Genomic DNA, 23,444 nt, shown 5'->3' on the forward strand with positions numbered 1-23,444 from the left:
GTCAGCCGTTGGCGACCGCTTCGTAGCCGGCTGCGTCCAGCAGCTTGTCGGCGTCGGCGGCATTGGCCGGCTTGATCTTGAAGATCCAGGCCGTGAAGGCCGATTCGTTGATCAGGTTGGGATTGGCTTCGAGCTCGTCATTGAAGGCGACGATTTCGCCGTCGACCGGCGCGTAGATGTCCGAGGCCGCTTTGACGGACTCGACCACGCCAGCGGTTTCGCCCGCATTGAGCGTGGCGCCGACATTGACGTCGCCCACGAAAACCAGGTCGCCCAGTTGATCCTGGGCGTTGTCGGTGATGCCGACGACGAAGACGTCGCCTTCGGCTTTGACCCACTCATGGGACGAGGTGTATTTGCGATCGGTAGGCAGACTCATGGGAGCTCCTGAAGAAATCCGGTGGTATGGGTATAGAAAAAATGCTGCGCGCCTTGCGCGCGGGCAGGCCGCGCGCAAGCCGCCAGTTTACGAGTGTTCGACAGCTTTGCCGTGACGCACGAAAGGCAGTTTGACCACGGTGGCGGGCACCCATTTGCCGCGGATGTCGACCTCGACCGCGTCGCCGGGCTTGACGGCCAGCGGCAGGCGGGCAAAGGCGATGGAGACGCCCAGCGTCGGCGACATGGTGCCGCTGGTGATCTCGCCCGGGCCCTGCGGGGTGCGCACGGCCATGTGCGCGCGCATCACGCCGCGTTCGGCAAGCCGCAGCCCCAGAAAGGCGCGGGGCGTGGCGAATTGCTCGAGCGCATCCCGGCCGATGAAGCGGCGCGCGTCGTCCTTGAGCGACACCGTCCACGTCAGGCCAGCCTGATCGGGATGGATGAGTTCGTCCATGTCCTGGCCGTAGAGATTCATGCCGGCTTCCAGGCGCAGGGTATCGCGCGCGCCCAGCCCGCAAGGGCGTACGCCCTGGGCGGTGAGGTCTTGCCAGAGCGCGACCGCTGCGCTGGCCGGCAGCACGATCTCGAAGCCATCCTCGCCGGTGTAGCCGGTGCGGGCGACGAGCGTGTCCTCGGGCTGGCGCGCCGCGCTAAACGGCGTCAGGGCCTCGGTGGCGGCCTGCCAGCCCGGGCGGGCCGACCACACCTTGGCGCGGGCGTTGGGGCCTTGCACCGCGATCATGGCCAGATCGCGGCGCGGGGTGATGCTGACGGCGAAATCGCCGGCCGCCGCCACGCGTGTCATCCAGGCGATGTCTTTGTCGGCGGTGCCGGCATTGACCACCACGCGCCAGTTATCCGCCGCGAAGTAATAAATGATCAGATCGTCGATCACCCCGCCTTGCGGGTTGAGCATGCAGGAATACAGCGCCTTGCCGGGCGTGCTCAGGCGGGCGACGTCGTTGGCCACCAGACGGCGCAGAAAGGCCGTGGCATCGGCGCCAGTGACATCGACGTTGAGCATGTGCGACACATCGAACATGCCGGCATCCTGGCGCACCGCGTGATGCTCCTCCAGCTGCGAGCCATAGGCCAGCGGCATTTCCCAGCCGCCGAAATCGACCATGCGGGCGCCGGCGCCCAGGTGGGTTTCGGCCAGGGGAGTACGTTTCAAAGAGGCGGACATGCGAGGGCGCTCCAATGGCATAGAGAATGCCGGCCCCAGGGATGCGGAAAACGCCCGGTAGCCGGTCGGGTTTCCGCCCCTCTGTCCTTTTGCCTGAGAGTTGCCCCGCGCGCATGGCGGGTTTGCACCTTCGGCGCCTGGGCTGACCGCTGCGCGGCGCCAGGTCTCTCCAGAGTGCTGTTACGGCCAACCGCCAGGCGGCTGGGCGTGCAATGCGCGGTATGGGTTACCTGAGCGATTCCGGGCGAATTGCGCCTTCGGCGGCGGACCTCAAGGCCCGCTCTCTCCCGCGACATGCATGACAGCGTGCGAAGCATACAACGAAAGCGCGGGGCGGCAAAACCCGGGTTCTCCCGCCGCTCGGACGCGGCATCGCCGAGCGTTCGGCCATGGCCGCGCGCGCCCAGGCCGGGCGGCAGGCCCCAGGGTCAGAGCGCCCGGCCGCAGGCCACCGCCGACGCCCAGGCCCACTGGAAGTTGTAGCCCCCCAGCCAGCCCGTCACGTCCACCGTCTCGCCGATGAAATACAGCCCCGGAACGGCCCGCGCCTGCAGGGATTTCTGATCCAGCGCGCGGGTATCGACGCCGCCGCGCATGACCTCGGCCTTTTTGTAGCCGGCCGTGCCGGTCGGCGCGAGCGACCAGTGATGAATGCGCGCGGCCAGATCGAGCAATTTGCGGTCGGGCACGTCGGCCAGCCGCGCCTGCGCCAGGCCCGCGTCGCCCGATTGCGCCAGCCAGGCGTCGGCCAGGCGCTTGGGCCACAGGCCCGCCAGCACGGTATGCATCTGCTGCCGCGCCCCCGACTTGGCCTGCAGCAATTCCTTAGCCAGATCCCGGCCCGGCGCCAGATCGATCTCGATGGCCGTGCCCGGCTTCCAATAACTGGAGATCTGCAGAATCGCCGGCCCCGACAACCCCCGGTGCGTAAAGAGCAGATCCTCGAGGAACTCCCCGCGCGCCTTGCCCTGCCCGGTGCCCAGGCTGACCTCCAGCGCGACCCCGGACAACTCGGCGAACGGCTGCCACTGTTGCGCGTCGAAGGTCAGCGGCACCAGCGCGGGCCGGGGCTCGACCACCTTTAAGCCGAACTGGCGCGCGACCTTCAAGCCAAAGTCCGTCGCGCCCAGCTGGGGGATGGCCATACCGCCAGTGGCGATGACCAGCCGCGCCGCGCGCAATGGCGCGCCATCGGTGGCCAGGGCCCAGGACTCGCCATCGCGCGTGATCTCCCGCACCGCACAGGGCATGCGCCAGGTCACCCGGCCGCGCTCGCATTCGCGCCGCAGCATCTCGATGATGTCTTCGCTGCTGTGGTCGCAGAACAATTGCCCGCGATGTTTTTCGTGCCAGGCGATGCGGTGCTCGCGCATCAGCCCGAGAAAATCCTGCGGCGTATAGCCCGCCAGCGCCGAGCGGCAGAAATGCAGATTCTCGGAAAGAAACTGCGCGGGGCTGGCGCCCAGGTTGGTGAAATTACAGCGCCCGCCGCCGGAGATGCGGATCTTCTCGGCCAGCCGGCTGGCGTGGTCGATGAGCACCACGGACAGGCCGCGCTGGCCGGCCACGGCCGCGCACATCATGCCGGCCGCCCCGGCGCCAATTATCGCAACGTCAAACATGCCGGCAGACAAGCTCAGGGAGCGTCGCTCTCTTTGAGGCAATCCACGTAATAACGCTTGGCGCCGTCCGGCCCCACATCCTGGGCCAGCCCGTGGATATAGGTTTCGAAGCCCGGGAACCGCTCATTGAACTCGCGCGCGAACTGCAGGTATTGAACGATGGTGCGGTTGAAGCGCTCGCCGGGGATCAGCAAGGGAATGCCCGGCGGGTAAGGCGTGAGCAGCACACCGGTCACTCGGCCTTCGAGCTGATCGATCTCCACGCGCTCGACCTGACGGTGCGCCATGCGGGCAAAGGCGTCCGACGGCTTGAGGGCCGGAACCATGTCGCTCAAATACATTTCGGTGGTCAGGCGTGCCACATCGCGCTGGCGATAGGCTTCGTGGATGACCTGGCACAGATCGCGCAGCCCCAGGCGTTCGTACTGCCGGTGTTCGCGGCAGAAGTCCGGCAGGATGCGCCACAAGGGCTGGTTGCGGTCGTAATCGTCCTTGAACTGCTGCAAGGCGGTCAACAGCGTATTCCAGCGGCCCTTGGTGATGCCGATGGTAAAGAGAATGAAGAAGGAGTAGAGGCCGGTTTTCTCGACCACCACGCCGTGCTCGGTGAGGTATTTGGACACCAGGGCCGCGGGAATACCGGTTTCACCGAAGCTGCCGGACATGTCCAGCCCCGGGGTGATGATGGTGGCCTTGATCGGATCCAGCATGTTGAAGTCTTCGGCCAGTTCGCCAAAGCCATGCCAATGATCGTTGGCTTCCAGGATCCATTCGTCGCGGTTGCCGATCCCCTCGGAAACCAGGCGGTTGGGCCCCCAGACCTTGAACCACCAGTCATTCCTGCCGAACTCCGACTCCACCTTGCGCATGGCGCGGCGGAAATCCAGGGCTTCGCGGATGCTCTCTTCGACCAGCGCGGTGCCGCCCGGCGGCTCCATCATCGCGGCGGCCACATCGCAGGAGGCGATGATGGCGTACTGCGGCGAGGTCGAGGTGTGCATCAGATACGCTTCATTGAACACGTTGCGGTCCAGTTTGCGCGACTCCGACTCCTGCACGATGATTTGCGAGGCCTGCGAAATACCGGCCAGCAGTTTGTGGGTGGAGTGCGTGGCGAAGACCATCGCGTCTTTGTTACGCGGACGGTCCTGGCCTATGGCGTGCATGTCCTGGTAGTACTCGTGAAACGCCGCATGCGGCAGCCAGGCCTCGTCGAAGTGCAGCGTATCCACATAGCTGCCCAGCTTTTCCTTGATCATCTCGACGTTATAGATCACGCCGTCATAGGTGCTCTGGGTGAGCGTGAGGATGCGCGGGTTCTTGTTGACCGCCTCGCGCGCAAACGGGTTGGCTTCGATCTTCTTGCGGATGTTCTCGGGATCGAACTCGGCCAGCGGGATGGGGCCGATGATGCCCAGGTGGTTGCGCGTCGGGCGCAAGAACACCGGGATGGCGCCCGTCATGGTGATGGCGTGCAGGATGGACTTGTGGCAGTTGCGGTCCACCACCACCACATCGCCGGCGGCCACGTTGGCGTGCCAGACGACCTTGTTCGAGGTCGAGGTGCCGTTGGTCACGAAAAAGCAGTGATCGGCGTGGAAAATGCGCGCGGCATTGACTTCCGACTCGGCCACCGGGCCGGTGTGGTCCAGCAACTGGCCCAATTCGTCCACCGCGTTGCAGACGTCGGCGCGCAGCATGTTCTCGCCAAAAAACTGGTGGAACATCTGGCCCACCGGGCTTTTCAGGAAGGCGACGCCGCCCGAGTGGCCCGGGCAGTGCCAGGAGTAGGAACCATCCTGAGCGTACTTGACCAGTTCGCGGAAAAACGGCGGCGGCAGGCTGTCGACGTAGCTGCGCGCCTCGCGGATGATGTGCCGCGCGACGAACTCGGGCGTGTCTTCAAACATATGAATGAAGCCATGCAGTTCGCGCAGGATGTCGTTCGGGATGTGCTCCGACGTGCGCGTCTCGCCATACAGATAGATGGGGATGTCGGCATTGCGAAAGCGCAGCTCACCGATGAAGGTGCGCAGATTCTTGATGGCGCTGGCCACGTCCTCGGGCGAGTCGACGTCGAACTCTTCGTCGTCGATGGACAGGATGAACGCGCTCGCACGGCTTTGCTGCTGGGCAAAGGAGCTCAGGTCACCATAGCTGGTCACGCCGATGACTTCCACGCCCTCGGCCTCGATGGCCGACGCCAGGGCACGTATCCCCAGACCCGAGGCGTTCTCGGAGCGGAAGTCTTCGTCGATGATGAATATGGGGAAGCGAAATTTCATGCGGGCGCTCCTGGGGCGGGCAAGGCAAAACGGACGCGAGTGTACTTCGGGACGCCCGGCTGAAATCCTCAGTCGGGCGCGAGGCCGGCGATTCGGGGGGGATTGTAGGACGGATTCTTAGCCACGCGGATGACAGCCTCGAAATTGCCTCGTCCGGCATCCGTCATGCGCACGGCCAACCCCGCGCAGGTCAGCGCAGGGTCGCCGGCGCGGCGGCCGCCACGGCAGCCTCGTAATGGCGGTAAAAGGCCTGCACCGACTCGTCTTCCTTGCCGCTGAGCGTGCGCTCGATGCGCGAAATGCCGCACAGGCACACGTCGAAATCGGGCTGCCCGGTGACCAGCACGACCGGATCATCGTTATCGCAAACCTCGTACTGCCCGCCGTGGGCGCGCCGCGCGACTTCATACAGATAGGCGGCCATGCCGACCCGTTGCATGGGCGTGAGCGACAGTTCGCCGGCGCGCACCTGCGCGGCCACGCCGTCGAGCAGGCCCACGCTGGCCGGCTGATAGTCGAAACGGGAGGTATCCGGCAACGCTGCGAGAAAATCGGCCGCGGCCGCGTTCACGCGCTCGCTGAACTCGGCCTGAACTTGCGGATCGGCTTCAGGCGCTTGCTTCTTGAAGAAACCAAACATCGGGCGACTCCTGCATTCGGGTATCTTCCATTATAGGAAGCCACAGAGCAGTTCCGCCCGCTCCACAAGCAAAGGATCGTCAATGCAAACCTTCAGCATACGCCCGCTCGGCCCGCAAGATGCTTCAGATTTCAAGGCATTGCGGCTGGCCGCCCTGCGCGAGACGCCCGAGGCTTTTGGATCGAGTTACGAAGAGGAGCAGCTTGTCACGGTGGAGGAATGGGCCCGCAAGCTCGAATCCTGCTCCAGCCGGGCCGTGCTCGGCGCCTGGGAACAGGGGCTGCTGGTGGGCTGCGCCGGCCTGATGCGCCTGGGTACGCTGAAACAAATGCACAAGGCCGTGATCTGGGGCATCTACGTTGCGCCCGCGCAACGGCGGCAAGGGCTGGGGCGCCGTCTGCTGGCCGCCATCGTCGCGCAGGCGGGCCGCTGGGACGGCGTGCGCCAGGTGCTGCTGACCGTGGCCGAGGGCAATCCCGCCGCCTCGCGGCTGTACGAGACCCTCGGTTTTACCGCCTACGGGCGCGAACCGGCCGCGCTGTGCGTGGACGGCCGCTACCTGGAAGAAACGCTGATGATCCTGCGGCTGTGATTACGTGCGCGGCAAGGTCACGCCGCGCTGGCCCTGGTACTTGCCGCCCCGGTCACGGTAGGAGGTCTCGCAGACCTCGTCGCTTTCCAGGAAGAGCATCTGCGCGCACCCCTCGCCGGCGTAGATCTTGGCCGGCAGCGGCGTGGTGTTGGAGAACTCCAGCGTCACGTGGCCCTCCCACTCCGGTTCGAGCGGGGTGACGTTGACGATGATGCCGCAACGCGCGTAGGTGCTCTTGCCCAGGCAGATGGTCAGGATGCTGCGCGGGATGCGGAAGTACTCCACCGTGCGCGCCAGGGCGAACGAGTTGGGCGGAATGATGCAGACATCGCCCTTGAAGTCCACGAACGAGCCCTCGTCGAAGTTCTTGGGATCGACGATGGTGGAATTGATGTTCGTGAAAATTTTGAACTCGTCGGCGCAACGCACATCGTAGCCGTAGCTGCTCGTGCCATAGCTGACGATGCGTCCGCCGTTCGCGGTGCGCACCTGGCCTGCCTCGAACGGTTCGATCATGCCGCCCTCGGCCGCGCGGCGGATCCAGCGGTCGCTTTTGATGCTCATGAATGGGTACCCCTATGCAATGCGCGATATTTTATCGCGTCGCCGCCGCGGCCTGGCGAGGAGCCCCGGTTCATTCGCCCACCACCCAACGGTAGATGAGTTCGATGCCGTTGACCGAGCCGCCCTTGAGGTCCAGCGACAGGCCCTGGGCCAGCCGGTAACTGGCCCGGCCCACGGTCTCGCTGCCGGCCATGGCCTGCTCCACGCTCAACGTGATGCCATTGGCGAAATTCTTGCTCGCCACCAGAAACTGGGTGGCCAGGTCGGCGTCGGCGTCGCGGTTGACCGAACTGGCCACGGTGCGGTCGGGCAACAGGCTGCCGGAGCTGCCGATCGCGCCAGTGCGCATGCTGACGTCATCCAGGCCGAACTGCTTATACAGCGGCTCGCCGCCGCCCAACAGGGCCGTGCCGATGGACAGCAGCAGCGCCGTGTCGCCGCCGCCGGAGTCCGGCCCCCGGCCCAGCACCAGCCAGGAGAGTTTTTCCACATCGCTGACGTCCGGGTAGGAGACCAGATCGATGCGCGGCCGCTGAGCCGTGCCGGTCACCTGCACGCCGGCTTCGACCGTTTCGCCCGTGCGCAGGGCCAGAATATCCAGGATGGGGTTATCCAGCCGGCCCTGGAAGGTCAGCGTGCCGCGCCGCAGGCGCAGCTTCTGGCCATAGGCTTCGATGCCGCCGGCCCGGGTGTGCAAAGCTCCCATGCCGGTGAGGCGTCCGCCCTGCATCAGAATCTGCAGATTGCCGACCAGACCGGCGTCCAGGCCCATGCCGGTAATGTAAAAGCGCGGGCCCATATCGACTTTCAGGTCCATCTCCACCTGGATGGGCGTTGCGGACTTCTGGTCGTCACCGGGCCGGACCACGCGCACGTCGTCGTCCAGCGAGGGCACGCCCTGCAGGATTTCCAGGCTGATCCACCCGGCATCGGCGGTGATATCGCCGTTGATGGAGATGCGCGGCAGGGCAATGTCGATGTCCACGCGGCCGCTGACCATGGCGTAACGATCCGAGCGTTGCAGCGCCGGGAAGCGATACAAGGTCACGCCGATGCGGCCCGCCATGCTGGTGAGATTCCATTCTCCCTTGGCCTCGGCATAACCGCCCTTGGCCTCGGGATTGGTGGTGATCCACTCCTTGGTGCGCCATTCGTCGGGCATGACACGCAGCACCGCCGGAAACCGCAGCGAATCCAGCACCAGCCGGTCGCCGATCAGGCGTGCGCGCAGCGTGCCGTCGACCAGCCGCACGCCGTCGTCGATACGCACGACGCGCAATTTGTCGCCCTCGATGTTGCCCGTGGCATTCCAGCCGCCGGACAGCGTGCCGTCGACCTGCGCCTTGGCGCGCAGCGAGCCGCCGACTTCCAGCGTATCGCCCACGAACAGGCTCAGCCAGGTCAGGTCAGCGACATCGGCGCTGATATCGGCGCGCACGGGCTGGCGCGGGTCCAGCGTCAAGCCCTTGATCTGGGTGTTGGCGGTAGCCGTGACATGCCCCATCTTCTCGGTGCTCAGCTCCAGCGCCGCATTGATGCGGCTGGCATCTCCCTGACCGGCCGTGGCGGTGACATCGAGCTGCAGTGCCTTCAGGCCCAGGGGCACGGGCGGGTCGCCCGGAATGCGCAGGTCGCCGCTGCGCCGCGCCAGCCGGGCGCGGCCCGACAACGCGCCGGCGTATTTCAGATCCCAGGAGAAATCCAGGGCGATCCGCCGCTGCTCATCCGCGATCACGGCGTTGACCCGGTTGGCCTGGGCGTTTTTGTTTTCCTGGCCCAGGGCGGTCATCAGTTGGCGCAGCATGGTGGCGCGCAGCTCGAAATTCTCGGCGCGGCCGGCCGTCTCCCAACGGCCCTGCCCGCCGCGCGAGCCGCCATGGGACAAGGACAGACGTTGCTTGTCGGGGAAGGTGGCCTGCAGCTCGGCGGCGCCCACCTGCCACTGCCAGGCCGGCGCCACCGCATCGGGCTGATACGCCAGCGCCAGCGCGCCCGGGATGGCGAGCGTGAACCCGGCGCTTTGCGCCGACAGGCCCGTGACCCGGCCACGCCACCCGGCCAGACCGTCCTGCGCCGCCCAGCCGCCTTCGAACGCCAGGCGGGCCTCGACCGGCGCGTTGCCCAAGCGCTTGGGCTGCGGTTTGGGGGGGGTGTAGCGCGCTTCGACCTTGCCTTTGTGGCGGGCCAGCTCGCCATCCAGGTCGGCCTTGAGCGCCACGCCGCCGCCCGGCAGATCCGGCCAGAAAGCAGCCAGATCCGGCGCCTGCACGTCGAGCGCCAGTTTGGCCTGCACCTCCTGCAAGGCGCCTTGGGCGCGCACGCGGTTCTTGCCCAACGTGAGATCCACGTCCAGCAAGGGCACCCGCAGACCGGGCGGCAGGCCCGGCGCGAAGGCCGCGCCGCCTTCCTGGCTGCGCAACTGCGCGGCCACGGTGCCGGCCAGCGCTTGCTTGTTCCAGCGGCTGTCCGGCGCGATCCGCAGTTGCAGATCCGCCGACCGCAACACGCTCAGATCCTGGAGTTCGGCCTTGATGTCGGCCTGGGCGCTCAGGACCGCCGGCGGCAGCCAATCTCCCAGCAGGCGCTTGAGATCCAGGCGGTCGGAGACCACATGCGCCTGGATGCGGTCCGGCGCGCCGGCCTCGGCGGCCGACTCCCAGTCGACCACGGCGCTCAGGCCGGAGCCGTCATCGCGCTTGAGTTCCAGGCGCGCGTCGCGCAACGGAAAACTGGCCAGCGGCTTGACCGCGGCCTGCGCGTCGACCACCAGGCCCGCGCCGCTGCCTTGCAGCGTGACCGCGAGCTGTTCCAGCGTGCCCTGCGCCTGGGCGGACAGCGCAATCGGGCACAACTGCCGCACCGCCTCGCGCCAACGCTCGCGCCGCAAGTCGGCCTCGGCCGCGCCCGGCGCCTGGCCACCCAGCGCGCTGGCGGCGCCCTGGACCACCTCCGGGCGCGTCACGAGATAGGCACCCTGTTGGCCAGCGCGGGCGGCCTCGTCCTGCGCTTTCTGGCTGGCCTTCAGGTCGCCCAATTCCATGCAGAAGGTGGCGTCCGGACGCGCGGCCGCGATGCGGGCTTCCAGGCGCGCGGCCACGGGCCAGGGCGCAGCCAGCTTCTGCACATCGAGCAAACCGTTCAGGCGCACCCGCCCTTCGGGATGATCCACGCGCAGGCTCTGGATATCCAGCCGGGCGGCAGCCTCGCGCTGCACATGCAGCCCCAGCGCAATGTCGTGCACACTGACCGGCAACGGTTGGCCGGCCCGGGTCAGCGCGAACTCGCCGACGGCCAGGCGATCCACGTCGATGGAGACCGGCAAAGACAGCGCATCGGGAAGGCCGGCAGACGTTTGCTGAGCCGGGTCTTCCGGCGAGGAGGCCGGCAGGCCGACGGCCAGGCGATCCGCCGTCAGCGCCCGGACATAGGCGCGACGGTGGCCCAGCTCGCTCCAATCCACGTCCAGCCAGAGGTTGCTTGCCTCGATGCGGGTGTCGGCCACCGTGAGGTCGAGCCGCCCGACGCGCAAGCCCTTGAGCACCGAGCCCTCGATGGCTTCCACTTCGCCGCCCAACATCGACACGGCCGAATCCAGCAGCAGGCGGCTGCCGGTTTGCGAGGCCACCAGCCAGAACACAAACGAAGCGGCCAGCGCCGCCAGGATGGCCAGTCCCGGCAGCCACCAGATCAGCAGATGCCGCAATACGGCGCGCAGCTTGGTCAAAACGCGATCCCCAGCGAAAAATGCAAACGCAGGTCATGCTCGCGCTGGCCATAGGCCACGTCCAGGAACAGCGGGCCGGCCGGGGTGCGCACCCGCGCGCCCACGCCATAACCCACCGCGACGTCCATGCCGCCGAACGACTCCGCCGCGTCACCCGCATCGACGAAAAAGCCCACGCCCCAGCGCTCGTTGAAATAGTGGTCGTACTCCACGCTGGCCACCGCCAGTGTGGGCGCGCCGACCGTGGCGTCATCCTGCTTCAGGCCGATGCTCTGATAGCGATAGCCGCGGATGGAGCGTGCTCCGCCGGTACGAAAGCCGAAATCATCCGGCACACGGGTTTTGCTGTTGGACCACACCCGGCCCACTTCGCCGCGTAGCGTGAGCACGTCGCGCTCGCCGATGGGCCACCACTTCTGGCCGCGCAGGCGCAGCCTGAAAAACGGGTCGCCGCTATCGAGCACCGTGCCGACGCCGCCGCCCACGGCGATCAGATTGCCCTCGCGCGGGTCGTATTTGCTGTCCACATCGCGGCGCAGCCAATCCGCCGTCACCGTGGCGGTGGGCAGGTCGTAGGTGTCGCCCCCGTCGATCTGGACGTGGTCGTGCGCCAGCAGCGCCCCCCAGCGGGTCTCGTACTCGACCCGGCTGTCGCCCGCGCCCTTGCGCTCTTGCATGCGCGTAAAGCCCAGGGCGTAGCGGGTCACTTCCAGGCCCTGAATATCGGATCGCTGCGCCAGCACGCCGACGGAATCGCGCCGGCCCCGGCTGTCGGGCGGCAGCGTGAAATCCATGAAGGCGCGCTGCCGCAGCCGGTCCACGCCCAGGCCGGTTTCCATCGTGACCGGCTGGCCGAAGACGATGTTCTGGCGGTAGAGCGTCTCGAAACGGGCGCCGGCCGTGTCATCGACCCCGATGGCCACGGCGGCGCGCTTGGCCGGGGCTTCGACCACGCGGACATCGACGGGCAATGTCACCTCGCCGTCCGGGTCATAGACCGCGGGCGGCGCGGCGCCGGGCGCGCCCGAAACCTTGGCCTCGCCGGCCGGCTGCGCCGCCGCCAGACCACTGGCGCCCGGCGCGCGCGCCTTGACGTCGCCATCCGGCGTGTTGGCCACCGGCGCATCGGCCAGCTGGCCGCCCGAGCGGCGCAAGGATACGAAGGCGCCGCGGAAAAACGCCGTCGATTGCAGCTCCTGCTGCCAATCGTCGAGCTGATCCTGGCTGTAGGACTCGCCCTCGCTATACCGGACATAGCGGGTGATGAGGCTTTCCGGTACGCGCTTGAGTCCCTGGGTCTGCAACTCGCCCAGGCGCACCAACGGCCCGCTGTCGATGCGCACCGAAAGATCCACCATGGCGCTGTCGGCATGGACCTCGGCCTGCGATTCGGTCATGGTGGCCAGCAGAAAGTCGCGCGACGAAACGCTGTCGAGCAGATGCGCCTTGGCTTTGTTCCACTCGCCATTGATGAAGGGCTGGCCAGGCTTGAGGCTCCAGGCCTGGCGCCACTGATCGATGCGCGCGGCGTACTCGGGCCGCAGCACCCTGCCCGTGAAATTCAGGTCGACCGAACGGATGACCGCCCGCGGACCGGCCTGAATCGAAATATCCCAGGTATCGCCGCCGACGTCGGTGCCGGGCGCCAGGGTCACCGTGGGGGTGAAATACCCCTGGGTGGCCAGCGCGGCGACCGTCGCATCGCGGGCGCGGCGCCGCAGGCGGGTGATTTCACCGCCATCCTGATCTTCCGCCAGGCGCGCGATGGCGTCGACGGCCTCGGTGATGACGGTCAGCGCCTGCGGCGTGACACCGCCCGGATCGATGATGATCTCGGGACGGCTTGCATGCGCCTGCACAGACCACGCCAGGACTGCCAGGGCTAGAGCGGCGCGATACCTCCGCATGCCTTACGAAGGCCGCTGCTGCTGGACGACGACGCCCGGCATCTTGCCTGCCATGTCCTTGGGCAAAGCCGCGACCTGGGCGGCCACCTTGCGCGCGATGGCGCGATACAAGCCGGCGGCCTCGCCTTGCGGATCGGCCACGACGGTGGGTGTGCCCGCGTCGGTCTGCTCGCGGATGGCCAGCGTCAGCGGCAGGCTGCCCAGCCAGGGTACGTCGTACTGATCGGCCATGCGCTGGCCCCCGCCTTCGCCAAAGATATGCTCGGCGTGGCCGCACTGCGTGCAAATATGGATGGCCATGTTTTCGACCACGCCCAGGATGGGCACCTCGACCTTCTGGAACATGCGCAAGCCCTTGCGCGCATCCAGCAGCGCGACGTCCTGCGGGGTGGTGACGATGACCGCGCCGACGACCGGCACCTTCTGCGCCAGCGTGAGCGCCACATCGCCCGTGCCCGGCGGCATATCGACGATGAGATAGTCGAGGTCGCGCCAGTTGGTCTGGCGCAGCAACTGCTCCAGCGCCTGCGTGACCATGGGGCCGCGCCAGATGGCCGGAGAATCGGCATCGATCAGAAAGCCGATGGAGTTGGCCTGGATGCCATGGCCGACCAGCGGCTCCATGGATTTGTTGTCCAGGCTCTCGGGCCGGCCCGAGATGCCCAGCATGGTGGGGATGCTGGGGCCATAGATGTCGGCGTCGAGCACGCCCACGCTGGCGCCTTCGGCGGCCAGCGCCAGCGCCAGGTTGACCGACGTGGTGCTTTTGCCCACCCCGCCTTTGCCGGAGGCCACGGCGATGATGTTGCGCACGTTGGGCAGGGGCTTGAGCCCGCGTTGCACCGCGTGCGGCTGCACGCGCACGGCCACCGAGATTTCGGCCTGGCTCACGCCGGCGGCGGCCAGCGCCGAGCGGGCGATCTCCGCCAGCTGGGCCTGCGCCTCGCGCCCGGGATAGCCCTGTTCGATCAGGACGCGGACCAGGCCGCCCTCGACCTGGATGTCACGATCTTTTACAGAAGCCCCCAGGGGCAGGCCGGTATTGGGGTCGGAAACACTGCGCAATACGCCGCGGATTTGGTCTATCGTTATACTCATGTCACTATGATTTCAGAGGCGCTGCGGGAAATACGTCAGCCATTACCCACAAGGATAGCGGATGCGACGGAACCTTTTGCCCTGTTTTTACATCCTAATTTCATGACCAACGCTCTCATTCGCTTTCTTCGCGCCATTCCCGTCATCGTGCTGGGCTTGATCGGCATGCTGATGGCGCTGGTCTTCATGGCCTCCACCGCGATTGCGCTGGGCATTCTGTACGTGGTGGCCAAGGTGCGCGGCAAACCTTTCGGGGTGCGCGCCTACTGGAGCCAACGCCAGGCCGGCCGCCCCTTCCAGGGCCAGCCGCCCTTTGCCACGGCCCCGGCCCGCGGCGGCGACGTCATCGACGTCGAAGCCCGCGAAGTCCGCTAAGCGCCCCCGGCCCGGCCATCCGGGCCCGCGTGGCCCTGCTGCGCGCCTGCTCCAGGCGCGTACCGTTTACTATGTCCCTTTCGGCGGCAGGCCCTCGCAGGCTTGGCCGCCCGCCCGTGCCCGCCGCGCCTGGCTCTAAAATAGCCGGCTTCTGCCCGGCGGACTACCCGCCTTCTTCCCACCGTCAAATCCGTCATGTCACGCACGCTATTTGTCACTACTGCCCTTCCCTACGCCAACGGTTCGTTCCATATCGGCCACATCATGGAGTACATCCAGGCCGACATCTGGGTCCGTTCGATGCGTATGGCGGGTCATACCGTGCATTTCGTGGGTGCTGACGACGCGCACGGCGCGCCCATCATGCTCAAGGCCGAAAAGGAAGGCATCAGCCCGCAGCAGCTGGTGGCCCGCTACGCCGCCGAGCGGCCGCGCTATCTGGATGGCTTTCACGTCCGCTTCGATCACTGGCACACCACCGACTCGGCCGAAAATGTCGCCCTCTCGCATGAGATCTATGGCGCGCTCAAGGCCGCCGGGCTGATCGAGACGCGCTCCATCGAGCAGTTCTTCGACCCGGTCAAGGGCATGTTCCTGGCCGACCGTTATATCAAGGGCGAATGCCCGCGCTGCCACGCCAAGGACCAGTATGGCGACTCCTGCGAGGTCTGCGGCGCGGTCTATGCCCCGACCGAGCTGATCCAGCCCTACTCCGCGCTGACGGGTGCGACCCCCGTGCTCAAGCGCTCGGATCACTTCTTCTTCAAGCTGTCGGATCCGCGTTGCGTGGAGTTTCTGCAGCAATGGACCACCGGCAGCAACCGCAACGGCAACCGGCATCTGCAAAGCGAAGTCCAGGCCAAAACCCGCGAATGGCTGGGCACCGATGACGGCCAGGCCAAGCTGGGCGACTGGGACATTTCGCGCGACGCCCCCTATTTCGGTATTGAAATCCCCGATGCGCCGGGCAAGTATTTTTATGTCTGGCTGGACGCGCCGGTGGGCTACCTCGCCTCACTGAAGTCGTATTGCGCCAAAACCAGCATGGATTTCGATGCATTGCTCGACCCGGCCGGCCCGACCGAGCAGGTCCATTTCATCGGCAAGGACATCATTTACTTCCACGCCCTCTTCTGGCCCGCGATGCTGAAGTTTGCGGGCCGCAAGACGCCCGACGCGCTGAATGTCCACGGCTTTATCACCGTGAGCGGCGAAAAAATGTCCAAGAGCCGCGGCACCGGCATTTCGCCGCTGCGTTACCTGGACGTGGGCATGGATGCCGAGTGGCTGCGCTATTACATGGCCGCCAAGCTGAATGCGCGCGTCGAGGACATGGACTTCAACCCCGACGACTTCATCGCCCGCGTCAACAGCGATCTGGTCGGCAAGTACGTCAATATCGCCAGCCGCGCGGCCAACTTCATCACGCGTTACTTCGACGGCCGGCTCGCCTACCTGGGTGATACGGCAGCCTTGTCGGCCGAGTTCGCGCAACAGGCCGAATCCATCCGCGCCGCGCTGGAAAGCCGTGAGTACAACCGCGCCATCCGCGAGATCATGGCCTATGCCGACGGCATCAATCAGGCCTTCGACGCCGCCCAGCCCTGGGTGCTGGCCAAGAATTTCGCCGAAGCGGACGAGGCGCGCCGCGCCCAGTTGCAGGATGTGTGCTCGCGCGCGCTGGCCGGCTTCAAGGCCTTGTCGGTGATGCTGGCCCCGGTGCTCCCGGCCCTGGCCGCGCGCGTGGCGCGCGAGCTCTTCGGCGCGCAGCGCGACTTCGTCTGGACCGATGCGGCCGAACTGCCCACGCAGGTTGCGCCCTTCAAGCACTTGATGCAGCGCGTGGACCCCAAGATGCTGGATGCGCTGTTCGAAGCGCCCGAGCCGCAAGCCGAACCGGCGGCCACGCCGGGCGGCGAAGCGCTGGCCGATACCATCTCCATCGATGACTTCGCCAAGGTCGATCTGCGCATCGCCAGGATCGTCAATTGCGAAGAGGTGGAGGGCTCGACCAAGCTGCTGCGCCTGACGCTGGATGCCGGCGAGGGCCGCCATCGCAATGTGTTCTCGGGCATCAAGTCGGCCTACGCCCCGCAAGACCTCATCGGCAAGCTCACCGTGCTGGTGGCCAACCTGGCTCCGCGCAAAATGAAGTTCGGCGTCTCCGAAGGCATGGTGCTGGCGGCCAGCCATGCCGACGACAAGGTCGATGCCGGCATCTATGTGCTGGAACCCTGGCCGGGCGCGCAGCCCGGCATGCGCATCCATTGATGCCGACAAGCGCCGCGGAGAGATCCGCGGCGCTTTTTTCAGACCACCGGCTTGAGAGCCGGGTCCAGCGCCACGCGCTCATCGAACACGAAGCAGGCGCCCTCGTAGCCAGGGCCACCGGTTTCCTCGAAGTATTTCAGGATGCCGCCTTCGAGCTGATAGACGTGCTCGATGCCAAGCTCGCCCATGAAGATCGCGGCCTTCTCGCAGCGTATCCCGCCGGTGCAGAAGCTGACCACGGTTTTGCCCTCCAGCTCGGCGCGATGCGCGCGCACCGCGTCGGGAAACTGCGTGAAGCGCTCGATACGCCAATCGATGGCATTGCGAAAGGTGCCCACATCCACCTCGAAGGCGTTGCGGGTGTCGAGCATGACGACGTCGCGCCCGGCGTCGTCGCGCCCTTGCTCCAACCAACGCGCCAGCGTGCGGGCGTCCACGCTGGGCGCGCGCCCGGCCTCCGGCCGGATGGCCGGGTGATCCATGCGGATGATTTCGCGCTTGAGTTTGACGCGCAGCTTGCCGAAGGGCACGTCCTGCGAGAGGCTGAACTTGACCTCCAGATCCGCAAAGCGCGCGTCCTGACGCAGGCTGGCCAGAAAATCGTCGATCGCCGCGCCGGCGCCCGCCAGGAAAAGATTGATGCCTTCGGGCGCGAGCAGGATGGTGCCCTTGAGCGACAGGGCGTGCGCTTGCGCCTGCATCGACTCGCGCAGCTCGGCGGTGTCGGTCAGGCTCACGAATTTATAGGCAGCAATATTGACGATGGACATGGCAACAACAGGAATGACGCGAACGATCGGGAAATGCAGGCAATCAACGGCGGGCGAAGTCCAGCACATCGCCTGACGACAGCGTCAGGCTCATGCGGCTGGGGTTGCCGACATTATCGAACTGCGTCTTGGTGATGCGGGTCAGGCCGGCAAGATAGTCCTGCTCCAGCTGCATGTTGGCGGCCGGGCAAGCCATGCGCGTGGACACGGGGGTGTCTTGCAGCAGCAGCGAGCCATTGGCCACCACATATTGCGCCGCATAGTTGTTGCAGCCGCCGAACCCGGAGACCTGGCCCTTGCCCTGCTGGCGATTGAAGTCCAGCGTGATGGGACGCTCGTTGCTGTGTGCGTGCGGCACGGGCCGCAATGCGCCGCCCGGCTTGGTCCAGCGCGCCAGCTCCCAGCTGGTCTGGGCCAGCACGTCCGATTGCTGTCCGGGCTGCTGCCCCACGATGGGCGGCGCGGCCGGCCGCGAGGCGCAGGCCGCAAGACTGAACACGAACACCAAAGCACCCAGAGGGCGGAGAGAAACGGGCATGGCTGCCTCCATCGATTACTGACCGGTCGAACCGGCTGGAGGCGCTATTTTAGGCCCGCCCGGCCCGCCACCGCCTCAGGGGGTGGGCGGGTCTTTGCGGCGCGTGAAGTCCAGCACGTCGCCGGATGCCACATTGAAGGTCAGGTGCCGCGGCGCGCCGCTGGCGTCCAGCGTGAACGAACGGATATCGGCCAGCGCCCGCAGGTAGTCGGCCTCGAGTTGGGCGCGTTGCGCATCGGTGCAGGCCATGCGCGTAGAGGCCGGCGCGGAGATGCTGAGTTTGCCGGCCTCAAGCTTGTAGGTGCTGCTGTAACGATTGCAGCCCGAGAACCCCTGCGCGATGTAACGCTTGCCATCGGCCAGGAAGGTCAGCGAGATCGGCTCGCCATTGTCGCCATGCGGAATATTGCGCTGATTGCCCAGGGCGTCGACCCAGCTGGTGAGCTCCCACCGGGTTTGCGCCAGCGAATCGGCACTGGTGGCGGCATTGGCGGCGGCCGCCCCCTCGGGACGCGCCTGGCCGGTATGCGTGGCGCAACCGGCCATCGCCACCAGCACGCCTGCGCACACCATTGCCCGAGGGATGGAAATGAAAGACATCGCACTCTCTCCGTGTGTAGCACTTCGGCCTACTGTAACCGCGCGACCGGAATCCGGCCAGCCGGCCCGGCGAGCGTCAGCGGGGCACAGAAAGATACATATAGAAACTAATGTATCTCTGTTATACAAAACTGGCAGAAAAAAGCGATAAGTAACCGGCAAAGCGCATAATCCGGCGGCCTCTATTTCAAAATGGAAACTTATATTCACAAATAAACACATTTGTGCTTAAATTGGCCACAGGCATGCGCTTGACAGGGCAAAGGCCATGCTGCGCCGCCAGGCTCAGGAGACAGCCGCGCCCACGGCCCCAGCCAGCCGCCGGCAGCCGCCCATGCACTCGGATAAACGAATGAACAGTACGCTGGATGTCATCTTTCTCATCAAAGACGATGCCACGCATGAAGAACAACTGGGCAGCCTGAGCCGCCTCGGTTTCCGGGTGCGCGTCTGTCAGGATCTGACCGGGCTGTACGAGCACTACGGCAGGCAAACCTGCCCCCTGCTGGTGTTGTGCGCGCCGCTGGCCGACATCCACATCGCGGCCGTGCGCCTGCGCGCCATGGACCGCGCGATCGGCATCATCGCGCTGGCCCGGTTTGCCGACAGCGAGGCGCGGGTGCGCACGCTGTTGTGCGGCGCCGATGCCTGCCTGGACCGCGACGCCAGCGGACTGGAACTGGCCGCCGTGCTGCAATCCTTGCTGCGCCGCATCGCCGGCCTGGCCGCGCTGGCCGCCGACACCGAAGAACGCCTGGAAAGCCCCGCCGAGATGGCTCCGGAGATCACCGAGCTGCGCGGCTGGCCGGGCGCGGTGGCCAAATGGCGCTTGGCCAACCAGGGCTGGACACTGGTGAACCCGAGCGGACGCAGCATGGGCCTGACCACCGGAGAACGCGCCTTCATGACGCGCCTGATGACCGCCCCCGAGCGCAAGCTCAGCCGCGACGCCCTGCAACCGGAAGAGCTGGGCGCGGAGGCGGGCACCCAGCGCAGCCGCTTTGTGGACGTTATGGTCAGCCGCTTGCGCCGCAAGGCGGCCCTGCAACATATGGCTCTGCCCATCCGGGCGGTCCACGGGTGGGGCTATATGTTCGCGGCCGAGGTTGAGCCCGACACGGCCGAGCCGGCCTGACGCGCCCCGGAAACGACCGGAAAACCTGTCTGATTCGGCTCGACGTTAATCACTATAGTAATAATCAAAACCGGCGTTTTTAGGGCATGTCCGACGAAGCTGCCTCGGCATACTGAAGGCTCTTCCGCAAGACAGGTATAGCCATGAACGACCGCAATACCCCAACCCCGTTTGAATGTGTCAAGGCCGCCACGGCATCGTTGATGGTGGTCACCATGATGGCCGCCCCCGCCGCTCACGCCGTGGACGGCACCATCACCATCAACGGCGAGATCACCGATCAGACGTGCAAGATCAATGGCAATCAGCCGCCGTACAACCTGGTGGTCACGCTGCCCAAGATCGGCACGAAAGCCATCCCTAACGTCAATGACACGGCGGGCGCCACGCCATTTGAAATCAAGCTGAGCGAATGCCCTGACTCGCTCAACACCAAGATGCTGAAAGCGTATTTCGAACCCGGGCTGACCACCGACTATGACTCGGGCAATCTGCTCGCCTACTCGACGACCAGCGCAGCGACCAAGCAGACGTCGATCCCGAATTCCCCTGGAAACGTCTTTAGCAACGTGCAGATCCAGTTGGCCAACCCGAATGGCTCAACCCTCAAGGTGGGCGTCGACGAGACGGCCCAAGCCGCCCAAGGCGCGACAGTCACCGGCAAAGCGGCCACGCTTCGCTATCTGGCCCGGTATGTGAGAACCGGCGCCAGCAACGTGACCCCTGGCAAACTCGTCAGCTACGTGCAGTACTCCATCGTCTACCCCTGACGCCGGATCAACGTCGACTTGCCGAACAGGCTCTCGACCAGTTCGGCAGCCGCGATCGCGGTTTTATTGCGCACATCCAGCGCGGGGTTGAGCTCCACGATGTCCAGCGACGCCATGCGGCCCGTGTCGGCGATCATCTCCATGCAAAGCTGGGCTTCGCGATAGGTGGCGCCGCCCGGCACCGGGGTACCTACGCCCGGCGCGACCTCCGGATCCAGAAAGTCCACATCGAAGCTGACGTGCAGATGCGTGCCCTCATCGAGGCCGGCCAACGCGGCCTGCATGGTGGCGCGCATGCCGGCCTCGTCAATATGACGCATGTCATACACCGCCAGCGCTGCCTGCTCGACCAGGCAGCGCTCGCCCTCGTCCACGCTGCGTATTCCGATCTGCCGCAACCAGGCGGGCTGCAGCGCCGGGCAGACGCCCGACAGATGGGTCAGGGCCTGCGGCCCGCTGCCGCACAAGCAGGCCACCGGCATGCCATGCAGATTGCCGCTGGGCGTGAGCAACTGGGTATTGAAGTCGGTATGCGCATCCAGCCACAGCACGCGCAGGGTTTTGCCGGCGGCCCGGCAATGGCGCGCGACCGCGCTGATCGAGCCGATGGCCAGGCAGTGATCGCCGCCCAGCATGATAGGGAAATGGCCGCGCTGCAATTCCGCATACACGGCGTCGTGCACGCGCTGGTTCCAGGCGATGACTTCGTCCAGATGGCGATAGCCCTGCTCGGCAGGCAGCCAGGGATTGGGCGGGCCGGCAAGATTGCCGCGATCATGCACCCGCTGCCCGCGGCGCTGCAGCCTGGCTGTCAGGCCCGCCACGCGCAAGGCCTCCGGGCCCATGGACGCCCCCCGGGCCCCGGCTCCCACGTCGGTGGGCACCCCGATCAAACTGACATCCCAGGCCTGCATGGCGTCTCCTTGGCGCGGTTTGGCCCATCTTCAGCCAAGACCACGCCCCGCGCAAGCGCGCCCGCTGGCGCACGGCCGGCTACTCCACAGGGGCGAGCCAGATCCGGAAGCGGCAGCCGCGATCCGGCGCCGCATCCAGCTCGATACGCCAGCCCTGATGCTGGCAGATGCGCTGCACCAGCGACAGACCCAGGCCCAGGTTTTCGCTGGTGCCGCCAGGGCCGCTGACAAAGGGCGCGAACAGCGCCTCCTGACGCTCGGCGGCGATGCCCGGGCCATCGTCCTCGACCGCAATGCAGTCGTCCTCGGCGCTCACGCCTATCCAGCCCGCGCCCTGGGCGTGCTGCAGGGCATTGCGGATCAGGTTGGACACCACGACATGCAGCAAGGCGGCCGGCCACAGCAGCGTGCTATCGGCCCCGGCGCGGCACTGCAACTGCAAGCCCAAGGCCTCGGCACGGGGCAACCAGCGCCGGCACTCCTCCTGGACGACGTCCCGCGCGCTTGCCTGGGCGAAACCGCTGGCGGGCGCCGCGCCGCGCGCCAGCATCAAGTGGGCCTGCAGATGCTGCTGCATTTCGGTGGCGGCCTTGCGGATGCGCATGGCCTGCGTACGCACCTCCGCCGGCAGGCCGGGCGCGTCGTCGAGCACTTCGGCGCTGCTGGCGATCACCATGAGCGGCGTGCGTAACTCGTGGCTGACATCGGCGGTGAACAAGCGTTCGCGCTCCAGGGCCTGCTCGAGCTGGTTGTAGGTTTCGTCAAAGGCCTGCGCGAGCTGGCCGATCTCATTGGCCGGATAGGCCTGGGCCAAGCGGGTGCGCGGCGGCAAGCCCGGCCGCGAGCCCACCTGCTCGGCCAGCTTGAGCAAGGGGCGCACAAAGCGCCGGCTGGCCAGCGCGCCCAGGCCGAAGGCGGCCAGCAGGCTGCCGGCCAGCGCGGCCACCGTCACCCAGTGCGAGCGCAACTGGCTGTGCTCGTACTCGGTGTAGTCGCGCAGCAGCACATAGCGCGTGCCGGCATGGTCGTCGGCCATGGCATGCCAGATGCGCCCGCCATGCTCGAGTTTGTGAAACCCGGCGGAAATCCCGCGCAGCCAGTCCGGAAAAGCCGTGCTGCCCGGCTCGCCGTGAAAAAACCGCTCGGCTCGGCCGATGTCTTTGCCCGCCAGAAAATCGCCCCGCACGCGCTCGACCGCCATGCCCATGTCGATGCGCTGCAAGTGTTCCTCCAGTTTGACCACCGTCCACAGCGACAAGGCCGACAGCACCGCGCCCACGGCAATGCTCAGGCACAGATAAGTCAGCACCAGATGGCGCGACAGCCGCGAATCAGGCGCCATCGTCAGCCGCCAGGCGGTAGCCGATGCCATGCACGGTGTGCAGCAAGGCCTGGTCGTAAGGTTTGTCGACGGTCTGGCGTATCTGATGGATATGCGTGCGCAGGCTGTCGCTGTCGGGCGGCGAATCGCGCCACAGCGCCTCCTCCAAACGCGCGCGCGGCACGACCGCCGGACTGGCGCGCATCAGCATGGCCAGCAGTTGCAGCGGCGCGGGGGGCAGCCGCAGCGGCTGGCCCGCGCGCGACAAACGCAACGTATCGGTGTGCAATTGCAGATCGCCCACTTGCAGCACCCGGGCCGCGGTGGCGGGCTGCGCGCGCTGCAGCACCGCCTTGATGCGCGCGGCCAGTTCGCTCAAGGCAAAAGGCTTGACCAGATAGTCGTCGGCGCCAGCATCGAACCCCTGCAGACGCTCGTCGAGGGTGTCGCGGGCAGTGACCATGATGACGGGGGTCACGCGGCCGGCCTCATGGCGCAGGCGGCGGCACAGCTGCAGGCCATCGAGCCGGGGCAGCATCAAATCCAGCACGATCAGATCGAAGTCGTTGGCCGCGGCCAGGGCATAGCCCTGCTGCCCGTCGCTGGCGCAATCCACGATATAGCCCCGCGCGCCCAGGTGATGGGCGATGTTGGCAAGGATGTCCGGATCGTCTTCGATAACGAGAATGCGCATGGCGGGGCCGGTCTCAGGACAGGGGTGGCGCCCATTGTAGGGCGGGCCTGGCGTCTT

Annotated in this window: 20 protein-coding genes and 2 riboswitches; of the genes, 5 read left to right on the forward strand and 15 right to left on the reverse strand. The window is 66.5% G+C overall.

Annotated elements, in window-relative coordinates; genetic code table 11:
• Nucleotide 1: 1 nt before the first annotated feature.
• From gcvH to CAL22_RS18275, 5 genes are all read right to left on the reverse strand, one after another.
• Nucleotides 2-379: a glycine cleavage system protein GcvH gene (gene gcvH, locus CAL22_RS18255; RefSeq protein WP_094815647.1), complete on the reverse strand. Its 378-nt coding sequence runs from the start codon at nucleotides 377-379 to the stop codon at nucleotides 2-4.
• Between the two features lie 87 nt (nucleotides 380-466).
• On the reverse strand, nucleotides 467-1,567 hold the full coding sequence (gene gcvT / locus CAL22_RS18260; protein WP_094815648.1) for a glycine cleavage system aminomethyltransferase GcvT: 1,101 nt from the start codon (nucleotides 1,565-1,567) through the stop codon (nucleotides 467-469).
• Between the two features lie 71 nt (nucleotides 1,568-1,638).
• Nucleotides 1,639-1,750: riboswitch (glycine riboswitch) on the reverse strand.
• Between the two features lie 24 nt (nucleotides 1,751-1,774).
• Nucleotides 1,775-1,867, reverse strand: a riboswitch (glycine riboswitch).
• A gap of 128 nt (nucleotides 1,868-1,995) precedes the next feature.
• The gene (locus CAL22_RS18265) at nucleotides 1,996-3,189 is read right to left on the reverse strand and encodes an NAD(P)/FAD-dependent oxidoreductase (protein ID WP_094816787.1); all 1,194 of its coding nucleotides are present in this window, start codon (nucleotides 3,187-3,189) and stop codon (nucleotides 1,996-1,998) included.
• Between the two features lie 14 nt (nucleotides 3,190-3,203).
• Entirely contained in the window at nucleotides 3,204-5,474 is a 2,271-nt protein-coding gene (locus tag CAL22_RS18270; protein WP_094815649.1) for an arginine/lysine/ornithine decarboxylase, read from the reverse strand.
• Nucleotides 5,475-5,664: 190 nt separating this feature from the next.
• Entirely contained in the window at nucleotides 5,665-6,114 is a 450-nt protein-coding gene (locus tag CAL22_RS18275; RefSeq protein ID WP_094815650.1) for a hypothetical protein, read from the reverse strand.
• 82 nt (nucleotides 6,115-6,196) lie between these two features.
• On the opposite strand from CAL22_RS18275, the gene CAL22_RS18280 reads away from it, so the two are divergent.
• A complete protein-coding gene (locus CAL22_RS18280; protein WP_094815651.1) occupies nucleotides 6,197-6,706 on the forward strand; it encodes a GNAT family N-acetyltransferase in 510 nt (169 codons plus the stop codon).
• On the opposite strand, the gene dcd is transcribed toward CAL22_RS18280, so the two are convergent.
• From dcd to apbC, 4 genes are all read right to left on the reverse strand, one after another.
• On the reverse strand, nucleotides 6,707-7,270 hold the full coding sequence (dcd, locus tag CAL22_RS18285) for a dCTP deaminase (protein WP_005015532.1): 564 nt from the start codon (nucleotides 7,268-7,270) through the stop codon (nucleotides 6,707-6,709).
• Nucleotides 7,271-7,340: 70 nt separating this feature from the next.
• On the reverse strand, nucleotides 7,341-10,994 hold the full coding sequence (locus CAL22_RS18290) for a translocation/assembly module TamB domain-containing protein (protein WP_094815652.1): 3,654 nt from the start codon (nucleotides 10,992-10,994) through the stop codon (nucleotides 7,341-7,343).
• Entirely contained in the window at nucleotides 10,991-12,901 is a 1,911-nt protein-coding gene (locus CAL22_RS18295) for an autotransporter assembly complex protein TamA (protein ID WP_094815653.1), read from the reverse strand. Before CAL22_RS18295 ends, CAL22_RS18290 begins: the two co-directional genes overlap by 4 nt.
• Nucleotides 12,902-12,904: 3 nt before the next feature.
• The gene (gene apbC, locus CAL22_RS18300; protein WP_094815654.1) at nucleotides 12,905-13,999 is read right to left on the reverse strand and encodes an iron-sulfur cluster carrier protein ApbC; all 1,095 of its coding nucleotides are present in this window, start codon (nucleotides 13,997-13,999) and stop codon (nucleotides 12,905-12,907) included.
• A 102-nt stretch (nucleotides 14,000-14,101) separates the two neighbouring features.
• Here apbC and CAL22_RS18305 point away from each other — a divergent pair, with 102 nt between their 5' ends.
• Nucleotides 14,102-14,374: a hypothetical protein gene (locus tag CAL22_RS18305; protein WP_094815655.1), complete on the forward strand. Its 273-nt coding sequence runs from the start codon at nucleotides 14,102-14,104 to the stop codon at nucleotides 14,372-14,374.
• A 195-nt stretch (nucleotides 14,375-14,569) separates the two neighbouring features.
• Nucleotides 14,570-16,645: a methionine--tRNA ligase gene (gene metG, locus CAL22_RS18310; RefSeq protein WP_094815656.1), complete on the forward strand. Its 2,076-nt coding sequence runs from the start codon at nucleotides 14,570-14,572 to the stop codon at nucleotides 16,643-16,645.
• Between the two features lie 38 nt (nucleotides 16,646-16,683).
• Here the strand turns inward: metG and CAL22_RS18315 are convergent, their stop codons facing one another.
• The 3 genes from CAL22_RS18315 to CAL22_RS18325 form a co-directional block, all read right to left on the reverse strand.
• Nucleotides 16,684-17,415, reverse strand: coding sequence for a sulfurtransferase (locus tag CAL22_RS18315; RefSeq protein ID WP_094815657.1), 732 nt, complete (start codon nucleotides 17,413-17,415; stop codon nucleotides 16,684-16,686).
• Between the two features lie 43 nt (nucleotides 17,416-17,458).
• Entirely contained in the window at nucleotides 17,459-17,953 is a 495-nt protein-coding gene (locus tag CAL22_RS18320) for an META domain-containing protein (RefSeq protein WP_094815658.1), read from the reverse strand.
• 75 nt (nucleotides 17,954-18,028) lie between these two features.
• Nucleotides 18,029-18,553, reverse strand: coding sequence for an META domain-containing protein (locus CAL22_RS18325; protein WP_094815659.1), 525 nt, complete (start codon nucleotides 18,551-18,553; stop codon nucleotides 18,029-18,031).
• 352 nt (nucleotides 18,554-18,905) lie between these two features.
• On the opposite strand from CAL22_RS18325, the gene CAL22_RS18330 reads away from it, so the two are divergent.
• On the forward strand, nucleotides 18,906-19,688 hold the full coding sequence (locus tag CAL22_RS18330) for a winged helix-turn-helix domain-containing protein (RefSeq protein WP_094815660.1): 783 nt from the start codon (nucleotides 18,906-18,908) through the stop codon (nucleotides 19,686-19,688).
• A 143-nt stretch (nucleotides 19,689-19,831) separates the two neighbouring features.
• A complete protein-coding gene (locus CAL22_RS18335) occupies nucleotides 19,832-20,458 on the forward strand; it encodes a fimbrial protein (RefSeq protein WP_143276997.1) in 627 nt (208 codons plus the stop codon).
• Here CAL22_RS18335 and rocF read toward each other — a convergent pair.
• The 3 genes from rocF to CAL22_RS18350 form a co-directional block, all read right to left on the reverse strand.
• Nucleotides 20,449-21,372: an arginase gene (gene rocF, locus CAL22_RS18340; protein WP_094815661.1), complete on the reverse strand. Its 924-nt coding sequence runs from the start codon at nucleotides 21,370-21,372 to the stop codon at nucleotides 20,449-20,451. The two genes, CAL22_RS18335 and rocF, sit on opposite strands and share 10 nt — an antisense overlap.
• 79 nt (nucleotides 21,373-21,451) lie before the next feature.
• A complete protein-coding gene (locus CAL22_RS18345; RefSeq protein ID WP_244193939.1) occupies nucleotides 21,452-22,744 on the reverse strand; it encodes a sensor histidine kinase in 1,293 nt (430 codons plus the stop codon).
• Complete coding sequence (locus CAL22_RS18350) at nucleotides 22,704-23,387, reverse strand: response regulator transcription factor (RefSeq protein ID WP_094815663.1); 684 nt, start codon at nucleotides 23,385-23,387, stop codon at nucleotides 22,704-22,706. The genes CAL22_RS18345 and CAL22_RS18350 overlap by 41 nt, the downstream gene beginning before the upstream one ends.
• Nucleotides 23,388-23,444 lie beyond the last annotated feature (57 nt).

This window comes from Bordetella genomosp. 12, assembly GCF_002261355.1.
Taxonomy (GTDB): Bacteria; Pseudomonadota; Gammaproteobacteria; order Burkholderiales; family Burkholderiaceae_B; genus Bordetella.

Excerpts from the sequence above, each read along its gene's own strand:
- gcvH (WP_094815647.1), bottom strand. The coding sequence starts at position 379 with ATGAGTCTGCCTACCGATCGCAAATACACCTCGTCCCATGAGTGGGTC.
- gcvT (WP_094815648.1), bottom strand. The coding sequence starts at position 1,567 with ATGTCCGCCTCTTTGAAACGTACTCCCCTGGCCGAAACCCACCTGGGC.
- CAL22_RS18265 (WP_094816787.1), bottom strand. The coding sequence starts at position 3,189 with ATGTTTGACGTTGCGATAATTGGCGCCGGGGCGGCCGGCATGATGTGC.
- CAL22_RS18270 (WP_094815649.1), bottom strand. The coding sequence starts at position 5,474 with ATGAAATTTCGCTTCCCCATATTCATCATCGACGAAGACTTCCGCTCC.
- CAL22_RS18275 (WP_094815650.1), bottom strand. The coding sequence starts at position 6,114 with ATGTTTGGTTTCTTCAAGAAGCAAGCGCCTGAAGCCGATCCGCAAGTT.
- CAL22_RS18280 (WP_094815651.1), top strand. The coding sequence starts at position 6,197 with ATGCAAACCTTCAGCATACGCCCGCTCGGCCCGCAAGATGCTTCAGAT.
- dcd (WP_005015532.1), bottom strand. The coding sequence starts at position 7,270 with ATGAGCATCAAAAGCGACCGCTGGATCCGCCGCGCGGCCGAGGGCGGC.
- CAL22_RS18295 (WP_094815653.1), bottom strand. The coding sequence starts at position 12,901 with ATGCGGAGGTATCGCGCCGCTCTAGCCCTGGCAGTCCTGGCGTGGTCT.
- apbC (WP_094815654.1), bottom strand. The coding sequence starts at position 13,999 with ATGAGTATAACGATAGACCAAATCCGCGGCGTATTGCGCAGTGTTTCC.
- CAL22_RS18305 (WP_094815655.1), top strand. The coding sequence starts at position 14,102 with ATGACCAACGCTCTCATTCGCTTTCTTCGCGCCATTCCCGTCATCGTG.
- metG (WP_094815656.1), top strand. The coding sequence starts at position 14,570 with ATGTCACGCACGCTATTTGTCACTACTGCCCTTCCCTACGCCAACGGT.
- CAL22_RS18315 (WP_094815657.1), bottom strand. The coding sequence starts at position 17,415 with ATGTCCATCGTCAATATTGCTGCCTATAAATTCGTGAGCCTGACCGAC.
- CAL22_RS18320 (WP_094815658.1), bottom strand. The coding sequence starts at position 17,953 with ATGCCCGTTTCTCTCCGCCCTCTGGGTGCTTTGGTGTTCGTGTTCAGT.
- CAL22_RS18325 (WP_094815659.1), bottom strand. The coding sequence starts at position 18,553 with ATGTCTTTCATTTCCATCCCTCGGGCAATGGTGTGCGCAGGCGTGCTG.
- CAL22_RS18330 (WP_094815660.1), top strand. The coding sequence starts at position 18,906 with ATGAACAGTACGCTGGATGTCATCTTTCTCATCAAAGACGATGCCACG.
- CAL22_RS18335 (WP_143276997.1), top strand. The coding sequence starts at position 19,832 with ATGAACGACCGCAATACCCCAACCCCGTTTGAATGTGTCAAGGCCGCC.
- rocF (WP_094815661.1), bottom strand. The coding sequence starts at position 21,372 with ATGCAGGCCTGGGATGTCAGTTTGATCGGGGTGCCCACCGACGTGGGA.
- CAL22_RS18345 (WP_244193939.1), bottom strand. The coding sequence starts at position 22,744 with ATGGCATCGGCTACCGCCTGGCGGCTGACGATGGCGCCTGATTCGCGG.
- CAL22_RS18350 (WP_094815663.1), bottom strand. The coding sequence starts at position 23,387 with ATGCGCATTCTCGTTATCGAAGACGATCCGGACATCCTTGCCAACATC.